The sequence below is a fragment of the Streptomyces sp. WMMC940 genome (genome assembly GCF_027460265.1).
Classification (GTDB): domain Bacteria; phylum Actinomycetota; class Actinomycetes; order Streptomycetales; family Streptomycetaceae; genus Streptomyces.
Window position 1 is genome coordinate 2,637,595 of record NZ_JAPZBC010000001.1, and the last position, 15,714, is coordinate 2,653,308.

Annotated in this window: 13 protein-coding genes; 10 read left to right on the forward strand and 3 right to left on the reverse strand. The window is 70.8% G+C overall.

The features are described from left to right. Positions 1 to 63: 63 nt before the first annotated feature. Together O7595_RS11445 and O7595_RS11450 are read right to left on the reverse strand one after the other, a co-directional pair. Positions 64 to 1,041 (reverse strand): TRM11 family SAM-dependent methyltransferase, encoded by a 978-nt coding sequence (locus O7595_RS11445; protein WP_269728618.1) that lies wholly within the window; start codon positions 1,039 to 1,041, stop codon positions 64 to 66. A gap of 23 nt (positions 1,042 to 1,064) precedes the next feature. After that, the gene (locus O7595_RS11450) at positions 1,065 to 1,712 is read right to left on the reverse strand and encodes a hypothetical protein (protein ID WP_269728619.1); all 648 of its coding nucleotides are present in this window, start codon (positions 1,710 to 1,712) and stop codon (positions 1,065 to 1,067) included. Positions 1,713 to 2,011: 299 nt separating this feature from the next. On the opposite strand from O7595_RS11450, the gene O7595_RS11455 reads away from it, so the two are divergent. The 6 genes from O7595_RS11455 (at position 2,012) to O7595_RS11480 (ending at position 7,840) form a co-directional block, all read left to right on the forward strand. Then, positions 2,012 to 3,568: an SMI1/KNR4 family protein gene (locus O7595_RS11455; RefSeq protein WP_269728620.1), complete on the forward strand. Its 1,557-nt coding sequence runs from the start codon at positions 2,012 to 2,014 to the stop codon at positions 3,566 to 3,568. After that, positions 3,489 to 4,280, forward strand: a complete 792-nt coding sequence (locus O7595_RS11460) for a hypothetical protein (protein ID WP_269728621.1) — start codon at positions 3,489 to 3,491, stop codon at positions 4,278 to 4,280. Before O7595_RS11455 ends, O7595_RS11460 begins: the two co-directional genes overlap by 80 nt. Before the next feature lie 334 nt (positions 4,281 to 4,614). Beyond that, entirely contained in the window at positions 4,615 to 4,998 is a 384-nt protein-coding gene (locus O7595_RS11465; RefSeq protein ID WP_269728622.1) for a pilin, read from the forward strand. 211 nt (positions 4,999 to 5,209) lie between these two features. Beyond that, the gene (locus O7595_RS11470; RefSeq protein WP_269726681.1) at positions 5,210 to 6,550 is read left to right on the forward strand and encodes a Mu transposase domain-containing protein; all 1,341 of its coding nucleotides are present in this window, start codon (positions 5,210 to 5,212) and stop codon (positions 6,548 to 6,550) included. After that, the gene (gene istB, locus O7595_RS11475; RefSeq protein WP_026244149.1) at positions 6,547 to 7,356 is read left to right on the forward strand and encodes an IS21-like element helper ATPase IstB; all 810 of its coding nucleotides are present in this window, start codon (positions 6,547 to 6,549) and stop codon (positions 7,354 to 7,356) included. The genes O7595_RS11470 and istB overlap by 4 nt, the downstream gene beginning before the upstream one ends. Continuing rightward, positions 7,346 to 7,840: a hypothetical protein gene (locus O7595_RS11480; protein ID WP_269726680.1), complete on the forward strand. Its 495-nt coding sequence runs from the start codon at positions 7,346 to 7,348 to the stop codon at positions 7,838 to 7,840. Before istB ends, O7595_RS11480 begins: the two co-directional genes overlap by 11 nt. A 63-nt stretch (positions 7,841 to 7,903) precedes the next feature. Here O7595_RS11480 and O7595_RS11485 read toward each other — a convergent pair whose 3' ends face one another. After that, complete coding sequence (locus O7595_RS11485) at positions 7,904 to 8,383, reverse strand: diadenosine tetraphosphate hydrolase (protein WP_269726679.1); 480 nt, start codon at positions 8,381 to 8,383, stop codon at positions 7,904 to 7,906. 470 nt (positions 8,384 to 8,853) lie between these two features. Here O7595_RS11485 and O7595_RS11490 point away from each other — a divergent pair, with 470 nt between their 5' ends. The 4 genes from O7595_RS11490 to O7595_RS11505 are packed head-to-tail and all read left to right on the forward strand — an operon-like array spanning position 8,854 to position 15,686. Further along, positions 8,854 to 10,473: a hypothetical protein gene (locus tag O7595_RS11490; RefSeq protein ID WP_269728623.1), complete on the forward strand. Its 1,620-nt coding sequence runs from the start codon at positions 8,854 to 8,856 to the stop codon at positions 10,471 to 10,473. A gap of 7 nt (positions 10,474 to 10,480) precedes the next feature. Next, on the forward strand, positions 10,481 to 11,428 hold the full coding sequence (locus O7595_RS11495; protein WP_269728624.1) for a PrgI family protein: 948 nt from the start codon (positions 10,481 to 10,483) through the stop codon (positions 11,426 to 11,428). Further along, positions 11,425 to 13,284 (forward strand): VirB4 family type IV secretion system protein, encoded by a 1,860-nt coding sequence (locus O7595_RS11500; RefSeq protein WP_269728625.1) that lies wholly within the window; start codon positions 11,425 to 11,427, stop codon positions 13,282 to 13,284. Before O7595_RS11495 ends, O7595_RS11500 begins: the two co-directional genes overlap by 4 nt. After that, complete coding sequence (locus O7595_RS11505; protein ID WP_269728626.1) at positions 13,281 to 15,686, forward strand: helicase HerA domain-containing protein; 2,406 nt, start codon at positions 13,281 to 13,283, stop codon at positions 15,684 to 15,686. Before O7595_RS11500 ends, O7595_RS11505 begins: the two co-directional genes overlap by 4 nt. Positions 15,687 to 15,714 lie beyond the last annotated feature (28 nt).

Below are 15,714 nucleotides of genomic sequence, written 5' to 3' on the forward strand. Positions count from 1 at the left end.
CCGCAGCGATTCCGAGGGTGTGAAGCCAGCAGTCTCCGGCGCATCGTCTTCGGGTCGGCCCGTTCAGTGACCGCCACGCTCGCCGCCTCGCGTACAGGTACGGGAGCGGCATGCCGCCGCTGTGCGGGCGGTTCTGGCCGGGCGCGCCGATGCATCCCGGCTGTGCTGCGTCGTCTCGGTTCGTGCCTGTCGTGGTCCCGGTCGGGTGAAGACCAGGACGTCCTCGTGCTGGATCACCGCGAGCGGGATGCCCTGGCGGCGGGCATCGCGGACGTTCTTCATCTGGAAGAACGACGGACGAGTGATCAGTCGGCTGTCGCGGATGCCGGCGAGGAGGGCGACGCAGCGTTCGGAGGGGGTGAGTCCGGCGGCCTGGCCGGCGGCGAGGACGGCGGAGGGCAGGTCGATGAGTTCGCCGTGTTCGCGCCAGGGGCGAGTGGTGACGACCATGGTGCCGCCGGGGTGCAGCATCAGGCGACACTGGGCGAGGATCTCTGTGAACGCCTCCAAGAGCCGGTCGGTGGAGACATGGGCGAGGTTGGAGGGGTCGTGGCTGTAGCGGTAGTCCTTTTTGACGACGCCGCGTTCGCCGGTCTCGCGGGTGGAGCGGACTTGCCCGTGCACCGAGTTCCCGTACGGGGGTGAGGTGACCACGAGGTCCACATGGCCGTGGAGCGGGGCGGGGATGAGTTGGGTGAGGCGGCGGGCGTCGCCGCAGTGCACGGTGCCGCTGCCGGTGCCGGTGCCGCCTTCGTGGGTGGCGGTGGCGGCGTTGAGGCGGGCGAGGTCGGCCCACTTCGGTTCGTACTCGACGCCGAGGACATTGCGGCCGAGGTGGATGGCTTCGACGAGGGTGGTGCCGATGCCGCACATCGGGTCGAGGACCAGGTCGCCGGGGCGGGTGTAGGTGGCGATCGCGTGGGCGGCGATCCGCGGGAGCATCTTGGCGGGGTGGGCGGCCGAGCCAGGCGCGTAGCGTCCCTTGCGCTGCGCCGGGGCGGAGGTGGGCGCGGTGTTCCATACCGAGAGAGGAGAGGTCACAGCGATATCTCCTTGGTCTTGGGCTATGCGTGGCGGATCGCGGACAGGGCGATCAAGTCGCAGTGCGCGACGCCGCGACAGGCGTCTGCGGGAAGGGTGGGTACCAGGCGGTCGCCGACCGGGTGGCCGTAGACGACCACGATGTGCTGGAGGTAGCGGAAGCCGGCGGTGCGGGCGGAAGCGACCAACGTGCCGAGCGGATGCGTAAGGCGCCCGGCCTCCCGGCCCTGACGGGTGGCCAGTAGCAGGAGTCCGTCGTCGGGGAGGAGCCGGTGGGCGCGGTGGAAGAAGGCGGGCCAGCCGTCCTCCAACGCGCCGGGCATCTCGCCTCCGCCGGCTGGCAGGTCGTTGGAGGGCGTGGGGAGGGTGTCGGGGTGGACCTCGGCGAGCAGGATGGACAGCCTCCTGGAGTCCTCGGCCGCGGCGGAGAAGGGTGTGGTGGGGATGCGGGCGTCCATGCCCGGCTCGGTGTCCCGGATTGCGATCTTGAGGAGAGGGGCGGGCCGGTGGTCGGGGCGTCCGACGAACTCGGTACGGACCTTGTCGAGCGCCCAGGCGGGCAGCACCGCGCCGGGGATGGGAGCGGCGTTGGGCTCGTCCGGGTCGGGGATCCAGATCGTCGTCGGCAGCGGGTGGGATTCGGTGGGGCGGCGGGACGAAGTGTTCGGCATGGGCTGGTTGGCGCCCGGGACCGTGGGTCCGGCCGTCTCGTGCTGACGTGAGTAATAGGGACTCAGCGGCTGGTCTTTGCCATCGCGCCGGTAGGTGTTCGGCCCGGGTATTTGCCGCTGAGCGTTCAGAGTCGTCCCAGGTCGTGCTCATGTTCACCGAATCTGCAGGTCCTCCCGTATCCGAGCCAGTTTCGCGCCAGTGCCGAGCCACTGCCGGGCCACCTCAACTCGTGCTCTGTGCGGCGGCCAGTGGGCGGTACGCCGCGGCGCTGTCAGTGGCCGCGTCTAGGGTCTGCCGTATGACAACCGACCTGGTCGAAGGCTCCTGGGACCGTATCGACGACTGGTTGCGAAAGCACGCCCCGCGCACGTTCGCCTCGCTCGGCCCGCCCGCGGCGGACGAGGAGATACGGGCTGCGGAGGTGGAGTTGGGGGTCGCCTTCCATCCCGACCTGGTCGCGTCGCTGCGTCGGCACAACGGGGCGCGGGGCGGTGTGGAGGCGTTCCAGTTCACTACGCACGACCGGCTGCTCGGCGTGCGGGAGATCGTCGAGGCGACGGGGTTCATGCGAGGCATTGCGGCCGACCTGGACGAGGAGGAGGCCGAGTACTACTGGCACCATGGCTACCTCAAGTTCGGTACCTACGAGGTCACCGCCGATGGCTTCACGATCGACTGCCGGCCAGGGCGGGGCTCGTATGGCGCGATCGGACGGTTTTTCGACGAGACCGGAACTGACTTCGGGCGAGCCGACTCGCTGGGCGCCTATCTGGCGGAGTTGGCGTACCGGTTGGAGGGCGGCAAGGGCCCGAGCGCGGTGGCGTTCAACGGCCGGCTGATCTGGGAGTCCGCGCGTGCGCCGCGGCCGGAGTGGGGCAGCGTCGACGACCCGCTTCCCGGACCGGAAGCGCAGCTCCCGCCGCTGGACCTGCCCGCAGACCCGACGGAACCCCTGAAAGTGGGCTACCTGCACGGACTTGAGGAACTGGGCGCGCTGGTCGCTACCCTGCCTCGCGAGCGCGTGGCCTATGCGGCGTGGAAGCAGATGCGCAGACTGGCCGTGGAGACCGGGCTGGCCAAGTACGTCGAGGTCACGACGGCGCTGGACGCGCTGGAGCGGGGCGAGGCCGTCCTGCCGGGCCAGGTCGGCCCGCTCGGCCTGCGGCTGCGCAAGGTGATCGTCCAGTCGGACGCACACCGTGACGACCTTCGCCGATGGGCGGCGCAGGACATGGTGGTCGCGGCATGGGGCTCGCCGCACCAGGCGGTGTGCAAGATCGCGACCACCCGCAGCCACCTGAGCGTCGGCTGGCGCGCCGAACTGCTCGCGGACCTCGGCAGCCCACCCATTCCGACCGTGCCGGATGACTGTTCTGGGCGGGCCTGCGCAACCCCGACATCGATTCGAGTTGGTACGCGGCTCGCTACACCCAGGACCAGGGCTGACGCCTACACGGGCGTAGGACAAGAAGCGCGTGGCCATGTCCGCTTACGCCTTCGATGGCACACGCTCACCCTCTGGGTGGCACAGGACATCGACTCGCCTACAGCGAAGGCTGAGCCCGGTGTAGAAGAATTCTCTTGTTCGATTCGCGTTCCCGAGGTCAAAGCGTCGTGCCAGGTCGTCAGGGGCGGGCCGGTGACGGGCCATCGCACAGGCCGGACCATTCGACCGCGCCTGGCCCGGCACTGGCGTGCGGGTGGGCCGTTCGTGGCACGACGGCTTGGGAGGTGTGGCGGCGGAAGTTGTCCGCACCGCTCATGGGAGCTGCGCCATGCACCACCGTCACTACGCCCACCGCCCCGCCACCCGTACGGAGAGCACCGTCCTCCGGTCTCCGCTCGGGGAGCTTGAGCAGGCGTTCCTCGCCCTTGCCAGCGGCGCGGAGCCGCTCACGTTCCCCGCGCACCTTGTGTGTGACGAACCCGACCGTGCGGCTTGGCCGGTCGACCGGGTTCGCACACAGCTGGCCCATCCGTCCACCCGCGCCGATCTGCGTGAGCAGACCTGGCGTGAAGCGGTCCGGCGCGCCCGCGAGCTGGGCGAGCCGTGGGGCATGGTCGCGGTGGCCCTGACCGTGCCCGTGCTGCGGCGGATGCTTGCCCGGCTGGCACGTCCCGCTCATCTGGAGCGTGCCGAGGTCGAGCAGGAGGCCCTGGCGGCCGTCGCCGCGGCGCTGTGCACGGTGGACCTGGGTGCGCAGCGGCTGGACCGGGAGCTGTTCAGCGCGGCCGACCGGGCCGTGCACCGGCTGGCGTACGCCGCGCGCTGCCGCACCACACGCGAAACCGCCCCGGTGACAGCGCATCTCGACCACCTCTGCGCTGTCCCGCCGGCAGACCAGGGAGAGCCGGTGGACGAGCTCACGGTGCTGGCCCACGCGGTGCAGGCCCACGTAGTGGATGTCACCGAGGCGCGGCTGATCGCCCGTACCCGCCTCGACGGCGAGCCCATGGGCCGCCTGGCGGCCGAGCATGGAGTGAGTGTGCGTCAGCTCTACCGGCACCGCAGCGCTGCCGAGCAGCACCTGGCCGCCCATCTGCGACGCCAGCTGCAGGACCAGTAAACGCCCAGCCGGGGGATTCGCGGCAGCGGAGTGTCAATTCCCGCCGCCGGGATCTCTATTCACGGTGCCGCCAGCTCGGTCCGGCTTCGGACCGGACTGGCCGCCTGGTCCGGGGCGGCGGCCGATGCCCCGGACCAAGCCCCGCACAGTGCGGGGTGAGCGCGACCGTCTCGTGCTGACACTCGAGAGACCCTTCCCGCCGAGGTTCCACGAAGGAGGTCGGCCCCGGGGCCCAGGGTTCTGCTCACCCCGCGCTGCCTGCTCTCCGCCCTTCTGGGGCGCTCCCCTGCTCTGTCCTGCTCTTGCTGTGTGCCCGATGGAGGTGTGTGCTGCCATGCTCGCGAGGCTCTGCCGGCTGCACCGGTCGGTGGTCCGGATACTCGTCCGCTGGATCTTCCGGCTGGGGTTCGTCGCAGCCCTCACCACGTTGGCGCTGCTGGCGGAGCCGCCACACGTATGGGCGGTCGCGGACATCCCGACCGTCATCACGAACCTGCGGAACTGGGTCGTCGGCATCCTCGCCGGGCTCGCCACCCTTTTCCTCACCTTCGGCGGCCTGCGCTACCTGATGGCCGGCGGGGATCCCGGCGAAGTCGAGACTGCCAAGCGAGGGTTGAAGGCAGCGGCCATCGGCTACGGGCTGGCGATCCTGGCCCCGGTCATCGTGACGGTGCTCCAGGGCATCGTGGGATCGGGCGCTGGCGGGGGCGGGCAGTGATCCGCGCCTGGCGTCTGGGCCGCGCCCCTTGATGGCGCTTCTTGAATCTCCCCACTTGCTGCTAAGGGGTGGGGCAAACCTGCTCTGTTGATCTCCCCACCCATTGTGTGATCTTGCCCGGTGTGTCGTCGTATCTGGCGGTTGATCCGGAAAGCCTGCGTGCGCAAGTTCGGCCTGTCCGGGGGCCTGGATGCTTACGCGGGAGGAAGACGTGGATGCTCATGCACTGCGTCGGCAGGGTTGGACGATCTCAGCGATCGCCCGGCATCTGGGCCGGGACCGCAAGACGATCCGGGCCTATCTGAACGGTGAGCGGACCGCCGGCCCGCGGCGTCAGGCGCCTGACGCGTTCGTGCCGTTCCTTCCGTACTGCCGCCAGCGCCTCGCCGACGACCCGCACCTGTGGGCGTCCACCCTGTTCGACGAGGTGGTGGGGCTCGGCTACGAGGGTGCGTACTCGACGTTCACCCGCGCCCTTCGCCGCTATCGCGTCCGGCCGCACTGCGAGCCCTGTCATGCCTCCACCGGTCGCAACGTCGCGGTGATCGCGCATCCACCCGGCGAGGAGATCCAGTTCGACTGGCTGGAGCTGCCCGATCCGCCTGACGGATGGGGGGTGGGTGCGCACGCGCATCTACTCGTCGGAGCTCTCGCGCATTCGGGCCGGTGGAGGGCGGTGCTGGCGGAGTCGGAGGACTTCCCCCATCTGGTCCAGGCCCTGGACGATGTTGTGCGCAAGCTGGGCGGAACCGCCCGTCGGTGGCGCTTCGACCGGATGGCCACCGTCTGCTATCCCTCCAGCGGCCAGGTCACTGCGGCGTTCGCCGCCGTCGCCAAGTACTACGGGGCTGGGGTGGACATTTGCCCGCCCCGTCGCGGCAACCGCAAGGGAGTGGTGGAGAAGGCCAATCACTCGGCCGCGCAACGATGGTGGCGCACGGTTCCCGACGGGCTCACGGTCGTGCAGGCCCAGTCCGGTGTCGACAAGCTCTCGCTCCGGATGGATGACCGGCGCCGGCGGATCGACGGAGCGGTCACCACCGTCGGCGAGCTCGCCGCGGCCGAACCGTTGCTCGACATCCCGGTGCGGCCGTTCCCGGCCGAGCTGGAGGTCGAGCGGACCGTCAGCCCGCAGAGTCTGGTCGGCTTCGACGGTAACTTCTACTCCGTTCCGCCCGGCCTGCCCGGCGTCACGGTCAAAGTCCTGCACCGGCTCGGCGAGGACGACCTGCGGATCGTCACCGCAGGCCGGGCCGTCGTCGCCTGCCACCGCCGGGCCCCGCGAGGCGCCGGGCAGACCATTCGGGACGACGGACATGTCATCGCCCTGGAGAGGGCGGTGCTGTCCTCCTTCTCCGACCGGGCTCCCTGCAAGACCAAGGTCCGCAAACCGCCGTCAGCCGCAGCCCTGGCCGAAGCCGAGCGTCTGCGCGAAGGACCGGCCGCCGGCAGTTCAGCCGAACGGGTCGTGATCGACCTGACCCACTATGCCGCCGTGGCCGACCGGCTGCGGAGTGTCCCCTCATCGAAGCAGGAGGAGAGTCCGGAGTGAGTACGTCACCGATGCAGGTGAGCGAAGCCCGCCGCTTCCAGCAGCTCAGAGGCCACCTGTCCTACCTCAAACTCAACGACGCAGCTGAGGCGTTGAACCGGGTCCTGGACCAAGCCCGCACCGAGCGAATGTCACTGACCGCAGCCCTGGAACGGCTCCTGGAGATCGAGGTCGAGGCCACCGAAGCCCGCAAGCTCGCCGCCCGGGAACGGTTCGCCTGCCTGCCCGAGCCCTGGACCCTGGCCGACTTCGACTTCGCCGCCCAGCCCGGCGTCGACGAGAAGCTGATCCGCGACCTGGCCACCTTGCGCTTCCTCGACGACGCCTCCAACGTGCTGTTCGTCGGCCCTCCCGGAGTGGGCAAGACCATGCTGTCCGTCGCTCTCGGACGAGCAGCCGTCGACGCCGGTCACCGTGTCTACTTCACCACCGCCGCGGAACTCGCCGCCAAGTGCCACAAGGCCGCCCTCGAAGGCCGCTGGAAGACTTGCATGCGCTTCTTCGCAGGTCCGAAGCTTTTGATCATCGACGAGCTCGGGTATCTGCCGCTACCCGAGGACGGCGCCTCGGCCTTGTTCCAGGTGATCAACCAGAGGTATCTCAAGTCCAGCACGATCCTGACGACCAACGTCGGGATCGCCGACTGGGCCGGAGCCTTCGGCGACGCCACCGTCGCCGCCGCCATGCTCGACCGGCTCCTGCACCGGGCTGCCGTCGCCGGCATCGACGGACCCTCCTACCGGCTCCGCGGCCACCAGAACCAGGCCGACGCCATGCGCAAGGGAGTCAACGCACGTGTCTCCTGACCCCACCCACAACGACGAACAGCTCACCCCCAGGTCCACCAACTGCCCAGTCTGCCACGGCGAGTTCATGCCGAGCCCCAGACAGATCTACTGCTCTCCCCGCTGCAAGAGCGCCGCCCACCGACGCACTCCCGCCAGCCTGGCCGCACACACCTGCCCAGTCTGCGAGGGCATGTTCACCGCCAACCCCCGACTCCGTCAGATCTACTGCTCGCCCGAATGCCGTCGCGAGTCGGAAAGACAACGCAACCGCACCCGGGACGAAGAGCGGGCACGCCGCCTCGGCGAACACCCCCGAGCCCTCCCCGCCCCGCAGCCGGCAACCCCCGGCCCCATCGACCCACTGGCACCGACAGCCGTCCGAAACTGCCCGCACTGCGACCAGCCCGTCACGATCGTCGCCCTGCTCGCCACCCAGGAAGCCGCCCGTCCCACGATCACCAACCGCGTCACCGACATCGCCCCGCTCAGACGCCTCCAGTGAGCTTCGGCTGACCGTCACCGATCACCGGGCCCGCCGACCTGACGGTCGGCGGGCCCACAACACTCAGGCTGCCGAGCGCAGTTGGTCCAGTTCGCCGCTGATCGCATCCCGCAGCACGTCATGCTGCGGACCGAGCCTGAACCGCTCGTCGCTCCACCGCTCACGCGGATAGAGCCACACCGGAGCACCCACCACATCGGTCGGCTCCCACTCGAACCGCGGCCAGACATGCGCATGCAAGAACGGGTCCGTGTTCCCCAGGATCTCCAGGTTGACCCGCCGGAAAGCCGGGTCCAGCCGCCGACAGACACGCTCGACCGATTCGCCGAGCTGGTCCATGTCGGACAGGAACGACAGCCGCTTCGCCCTCGGCAGGTCCGACAGCCGCTGCACATCCGGCTCGTCCACGAGCAGGACCGAGTAGCCAGGCAGGAACTGCACGTCCCCGATCACCGCGAACCCCGACGTCAGCCGTCGCAGCACAGTCGGGTTCTCACCCCTCAGTGCAGTCCCGATCCGGTCCCTCCGCCAGTCACCAGTCATGGCCAAAACCTACATTCCGGTGATCAAGGGCCGCTCTTCGATCCCCATCTCCTCACACAGTTCAAGGAACAAGCAAGTGAGGCCAGGAGCGACCCCGGCCGTTTTCAAAGATCCCCATCACCCTGCCACTACTGTTCCTGGCCGCCTTCGCGCTGGTCCCGCTTGCCCAGTCGGCCTCCGCACACGTCACGAGTACGGCTGCCCTGGCCCCGGCGGCCCCCGCGACGCCTCAACCCGAACCGCAGCCCGCGCCCGGCCCCCCAGCTCCCTCCCCGGAGCCAGATGCCCGGCCGAGGCCGGAGCCTGCGCCAGGCCCAACCCCTGTTCCTGGCCGCCCCTCGCCAGAACCGGAACGGGCCTCCTCCCCCGAGCCGACGCCGGGGCCGACACCTGCGGCGTGCGAGGCGGACGGCGATCCGAGCGACTGCGACGCCGGGGGCGGCGGTGTCGGCCTGTTCGATATCCCCGGCATGATCGTGAACGCGATCACCTCGTTCCTCGGCATACTGATCGAGCAGATCATGAAGCCGGTCCGCGAGTTCCTCGCCGACACGCTGCTGGCCACCCCCGACGTCACGAAACACGCGGACATCACGAAGCTGTGGACCGCGACACTGGGGATCACAGCCGGGATCTATGTACTGTTCGTGACCGCGGGCGGCGTCACGGTCATGGGCTATGAAACCGTCCAGACCCGCTACGCCCTGCAGCAGATCGCCCCGCGCCTGCTGCTGGGGATGGTCGCGGCGGCCTCCTCACTGACCTTGATGGGCAAGGCGATCAGCCTGTCCAACGCGCTCGCTCACGCGATCATGTCCACCGACATGGCGGACGCCGGACAGGGCATGGTCGAACGCGTCCTGCCCTTCGCCTTGTTCGGCGTTGCCGGGCTGAAGATCTACCTGCTGCTGCTGGCGATCGTGATGATCGCACTGGTGCTCGCGGTGCTGATCGGTTTCCTGGTGCGCGTTGCGGTGATGGCGCTGCTGGCCGTGGCCGCGCCCCTGATGCTGGCGTGTCACGCCCATCCGCTGACCGATCCGGTCGCCCGGCTGTGGTGGCGCGCGCTCGCCGGGTGCCTGGTCATCCAGGTCGCCCAGTCGATGACGTTCGTCCTCGCTTTGAAGCTGTTCTTCGCCCCCGGCGCCACGACGCTTGGCATCCCCAGGTCCGACCAGTTGGGCACGATGCTGGCAGGAGTGGCCCTTTTCTGGGTGCTGTTCAAGATTCCCGGCTGGACCCTGCAGGTCGTCCTGCGCGGCACCCCCGTGCACAACCCGCACGCACCCACCGGAGTGCGGATCCTCAAGCACCTGGCCATGTACCGGCTCATGGACCACTACCTCCCCGGCATCAGCCTGCTCCGCCGACACGGAGGAGCAGGCGGTGGAGGTGCCGGGCCCGGCCTGGGCCGCGGCAGACCCGGCGGTGGCGGAGGCGGCCACCCAGGCCGAGGCGGAGGTGGACGACAGCCCGCCGCCGGGCCCGGGCGCGGTGGTGTGCGCGGCCGGAGCCCTCTCGTTCGCGGCCGAACCATTCTGTCCCGGCCCGGTAACGGTGGCGGTGGCGGTGGCGGAGCAGCGGATCAGCCCGGAACTGTTGGCCCGGCTGGGTCGGGCGGGCGCCGCGCTGGCGCCGCCAGCGCGCATCTGGTGCCCGCCGTAGCCGGTGCTCCCGGCGCCGCTCCACGGCCGGGTCCGGATGCCGTCCCCAGACCGCACGGCGCTCAGCCTTCTCAGCGCCGCGGGCCCGGGGCGGCTCCCCCCGTCCGTACGCCGAAAGGTCCCCGCGCTGTGATCCATCCCGCCCAGGCTCACCGGATCCGGCAACTGGCCCTCCCCGTCACCGCCCCGCGCACCCCCACCCGGCCCGGGAGGCCCACCCAGATGTGGCTCCCGATCCATGCCGAGCGCGCACCCGCCACACCCCCAGCAGCTCACGCAGCGCCCGCCACGCCACCGCCCCCAACCGGCCCTGCCCCAGTGCCGCAAGCGCGTCAGCTGGCGCTACCCATTCCCGCCCGCCGCGTCCGTGTTCGCCCGCCGCGCCCCATGCAGCTGCGGCTGCCCCTCGAACCACCCCGGAGGTGAATCCCGAATGAACCAGTCCGACGCAGCGGACCCCCCGCACTCTGCACGCATCCCGGCCGATATCTCCCGCCCCGACCGTCTCTTGGGGCCTTTCACGGCCCGGCAGACCGCCATCCTCGCCGCCGCCGGGCTTGTGCTGTACGGCGGCTGGTGGGCCACCCGTTCTTTCATGGCACCGCTCGCGTACGGGGCCTTGGTGATCCCGATCTCCGGGGCGATGGCCGCCCTCGTGCTCGGCCGCCGGGAGGGCATCGGCCTGGACCGCTTCCTGCTCGCCGCCCTCACCCATGCCCGCACCCCCAAGCGCCGGGTACACGCCCCCGAAGGAGTGCCGCCACTGCCTGCCGTCGTCCCCGACCGGTGGGCAAGGGCCGCAGGGCCGCCTCCTGCCGCGACGTGCATGCCGTACGCCGGCGTCACCACGGATGGAGTGCTCGACCTTGGCCGTGAGGGGAAGGCGGCCCTGGCGACGTGCTCCACGGTCAACTTCGAGCTGCGTTCGACAGCCGAGCAGCAGGGCCTGACCGCGGGATTCGCGCGCTGGCTCAACTCCCTGACCGGCCCCACCCAGCTGCTGGTGCGCTGCCACCGCATCGACCTCACCCCGCTCGCCGACACCCTGCACAAGGATGCCGCTGCGCTGCCGCACCCCGCTTTGGAGAGGGCCGCCCGCGCGCACGCCGACTTCCTCGCCGACCTCGCCAGGGGCGGCGACCTGCTCGGCCGGCAGATCGTGCTGGTCGCCCGCGAAGAAGCCGCAGTCCACGGAGTACGGCGCCACACAGGTGAGGGGCGGGCACTCCAACGCGTAGCCGAAGCGGCCCGCGCCCTGGCAGGGGCCGAGATCACCGTCACCCCTCTGGACGCCGAGCAGAGCGCCAGCTTGGTCGGTGCGGCCTGCAACCCCGACAGCCCCACCAGCCCCGAGGACGGATCGGAAGGTGACCTCACATGACTCGGCTCTTCTCCAGCCGCCGCACCGCTGACGACGCACCGGTCATCGACACCGCCCATCTGCTGAATGTGGCCGGCCCGGAGGCCATCGAGGTGCACGCCCGCGCCCTCGCCATCGGCGGGCACCTGGCCACAACCCTGGTGGTCACCGGTTATCCGGCCGAGGTCACCGCCGGCTGGCTCGCCCCGCTGCTGAACTTCCCCGGACACCTCGACATCGCCCTGCACATCGAGCCCGTCCCCAATCCCGTTGCTGCTGCCGGGCTGAAGAAGCAGCGTGCCCGCCTGGAGTCCGGCCGCCGCAGCGGCTTCGACAAGGGGCACCTGGACGACCCGGAGGTGGAAGCCGCCGCCGCGGACGCCGCGGACCTCGCCTACCGCATCGCCCGCGGCGAGGGCAAGCTCTTCCAGGCCGCGCTCTACCTGACCGTGCACGCACCCGACGAAGACACCCTGGCCGAGCAGGCCGCAGCCGTCCGCGCGATCGCCGAGTCGCTGCTCATGACGGTCGCACCGACCACCTACCGGGCCCTGCCCGCCTGGCTGGCCACCCTCCCCCTCGGCATCGACACCCTCAAGATCCGCCGCACCTTCGACACCGCCGCGCTCGCCGCCTGCTTCCCCTTCACCAGCCCCGACCTACCCATCACCACCGACGCGGACGGTACGGCGTCCGGGGTCTTGTACGGGCTGAACGCGGTCTCTGGTGCTCCGGTGCTGTGGGACCGCTTCGCGCAGGACAACTACAACTCCGTCACCCTGGCCCGCTCCGGCGCCGGCAAGTCGTACCTCGCCAAACTCGAGCTGCTCCGGCTCCTGTTCACCGGCGTGACGGCCTCGGTGATCGACCCGGAGGACGAGTACGTCCGCCTCGCCGAAGCCGTCGGCGGACACGTCATCGCCCTCGGTGCCGACGGCGTACGCCTCAACCCCTTCGACCTCCCGGCAGCCACGGGCGGCGGTGACGACGTCCTGACGCGGCGGGTACTGTTCCTGCACACCTTCCTCGCCGTCCTGCTGAGTTGCGACCAGACCGCGGCCGAGAAGGCGGTGCTGGACCGGGCCATCCTCGCCACCTACACACGCGCCGGGATCACCACAGACCCCCGCACCTGGCAGCGCACCCCGCCCACCCTCGCCGACCTGGCCGCCGTTCTGGCCGAGGACGGCAGCGAGCCGGCAGCCGATCTCGCCGACCGGCTCGCCCCCTTCACCACCGGCTCGCACTCAAGCCTGTTCAACGGCCACAGCACCGTCTCGACCACCGGGCATCTCGTCGTGTTCGCCCTGCGCCGGCTTCCCGAAGAGGTCAAGGCGCCGGCCATGCTGCTCGCGTTGGACGCGATCTGGCGACAGGTGACCCATCGCGCCGATGCCGGACGGCATCTGGTCGTGGTGGACGAGGCGTGGCTGCTGATGCGCGACGGTGCCGGGGCGCGCTTCCTCTTCCGCATGGCCAAGGCCGCCCGCAAGTACTGGACCGGACTGGCCGTGGTCACCCAGGACGCCGATGACGTCCTCGCCTCGCCGCTCGGGAGGGCCATCGTCTCCAACGCGGCCACCCAGATCCTGCTCCGCCAGGCCCCGCAGGCCATCGAGGTGATCAGCGAGAACTTCCACCTCTGCCACGGCGAGCGGGAGTTCCTGCTCTCCGCGACCCGCGGCGAGGCCCTGCTACTAACCGGCGACCGCCGCCACAAGGTCGCCCTCACCAGCGTCGCCGCGCCCGGCGAACACGAAGTGATCACCACCGACCCGGGCGAACTCGCCGCCCACTACACCGCAGGCGCAGATGACCACCCCGACGACCTCTACGCCGATGACCCCTCGGGCCACGATGCGGGATGGGCGTCATGACGGCGCACGTCTCGCACGCCACCCCTCTGCCAGGCGGACCGCTTGGGGAGTTCCTCACCAACCCAGGCGGCTTCTGGAGCACCCTCGGCGGCCAAGGCATCGGCTGGCTCGCATCGCATGCACCGCTCCTCTGCCTGGGCGCCGCCGTCGCTGTGGCCGGCGGCTGCGTGCTCAAGGCCCGTCTGCGCCTGTGGCGCGAGCAACGCCTCGCCCGTGGCGCACGCTGCGTGGAGATCCTTACGCCACCCTCGGTCACTCCCAAGGGGGGTGAGGTCCTGTGGGCCCAGCTCGCCGGTCTGCTGCGCCCGTGGTGGCGCCGGGCCACAACCGGCCAGCCCCACCTCGCGTTCGAATACACCTGGTCCCACACCGGGCTGTCCATCCGCCTGTGGGTGCCCGGCACCGTGCCGCTGGGCCTGGTACGCCGCGCCGTGGAGGCCGCCTGGCCCGGTGCCCATACCCGCGTCACCGAGCCTGCCGTGTTCCTCCCGCCCGGCCACGCCGTGTCCGCCGGACGGCTGCGTCCGGCCCGCCCCGACGTCCTGCCCCTGCGCACCGACCACGCCACCGACCCGCTCCGGGCGCTGCTCCAGGCCGCCACCGGCATGGGCGAGGACGAGACGGCGTGCGTGCAGATCCTGGCCCGCCCGGCCACCGGCAGCGCCCTGCGCCGAGCCCGCCGGCAAGCCCGCAGGCTGAAAGCGGGACACTCCCCCGCCCGAGCGGCAGCCCTGGCCTCGTTCCTCCTCCACCGCGCCCAACCGGCTGCCACCGGCAAGCAGGATCCCGAGCACAGTGCCGCCGTACGGCAGTCGGCTGCGAAGCTCTCCGGGCCGCAGTGGCAATGCGTGCTCACCTACGCCGCCACCTGCTCCCCCGACGTGAACCGAGCCGAGGACGTGGCGCGTGGCAGGGCCCACGCGCTCGCCTCCGCCTTCGGCCTGTACGCGGACCGCAACTACCTCGCCCGCACCCGTTCGCGGCATCCCGAACCGCACCTGAGCGCACGGCGGATTCCGCTCTCCCGCCCGGCGCTGCTGTCGGTCCCCGAACTCGCTGCCCTCGCCCACCTTCCCGTCGATGCGGATGCCCCCGGCGTCCAGCGGGCCGGTGCCCGCTCCGTCCTGCCGCCCCCGTCCGTCCCCGAACCGGCGCCCGGCAGCGGAGTGAAGCCGCTGGGCCGCTCAGACACCGGTGCCCGCCGCGGCGTCGGACTCGCGGTCACCGACGCACGCCACCACCTCCATGTCATGGGCGCGACCGGCTCCGGCAAGTCCACCCTCATCGCGAACCTCGTCCTCGACGACGTACGCCACCACCGCGGCGTCATCGTCATCGACCCCAAAGGCGACCTCGTCACCGACCTGCTCGACCGTCTCCCGGACACCTGCGCCGACCGGCTTGTGCTCATCGACCCCGACGACCCGCACACCCCGCCCTGCCTGAACGTGCTGGACGGGGCCGACATCGACGTCGTCGTCGACAACATCACCGGCATCTTCCGCCGCATCTTCACCGCCTTCTGGGGCCCGCGCACCGACGACGTGATGCGCGCCGCCTGCCTGACACTCCTCAAACACCGCGACCGGACCCGCCAGCTGGTCACACTCGCCGACGTGCCCCGCCTGCTCGGCGAAAGTGCCTATCGTCTGCGGATCATTCCTGCGCTCAAGGACCCTGTGCTGCGCGGCTTCTGGGCCTGGTACGAGTCCATGTCCGAACCCTCCCGGGCCGCCGTGGTCGGACCGGTGATGAACAAGCTGCGCGCCTTCCTACTGCGCGACTTCGCCCGCCGCGCCATCGCCGCCGGCCCCTCCACCTTCGACCTCACCAGCGTGCTCGACGGCGGCATCCTCCTCGCCCGCCTCCCCAAAGGAGCCCTCGGTGAGGAGACCGCCCGCCTGCTCGGCTCCTTCATCGTCGCCGGAACCTGGCAGGCCGCCGCAGCCCGCGCCCGCACCCCCGAGCACACCCGCATCGACGCCACGCTCAGCATCGACGAGGCCCACAACTTCCTCACCCTGCCGTACCCGCTGGAGGACATGCTCGCCGAGGCCCGCGGCTACCGCCTGTCCATGCTCCTGGCCCACCAGCACCTCGCCCAGCTCCCCCGCGACCTACGCGAAGGCATCTCCGCCAACGCCCGCAACAAGGTCTTCTTCAACGCCTCCCCCGAAGACGCCACCGCCCTGGAACGGCACACGCTCCCCACCCTGGCCGCGCACGACCTCGCCCACCTCGGCCCCTACCAGGCCGCCGCCCACCTGCTGACCGGCGGCGCGGAATCCGCCGCCTTCACCCTCACCACCCGCCCACTGCCGCCTGCGGTGCCCGGCCGCGCCAAGGACCTGCGCGCGGCAGTCGGCGGCCGCACCGGGCCGCGCCCGGCCACCCGCCCCTGAAACACACCCTCACTGTCCCGTGCCCCTT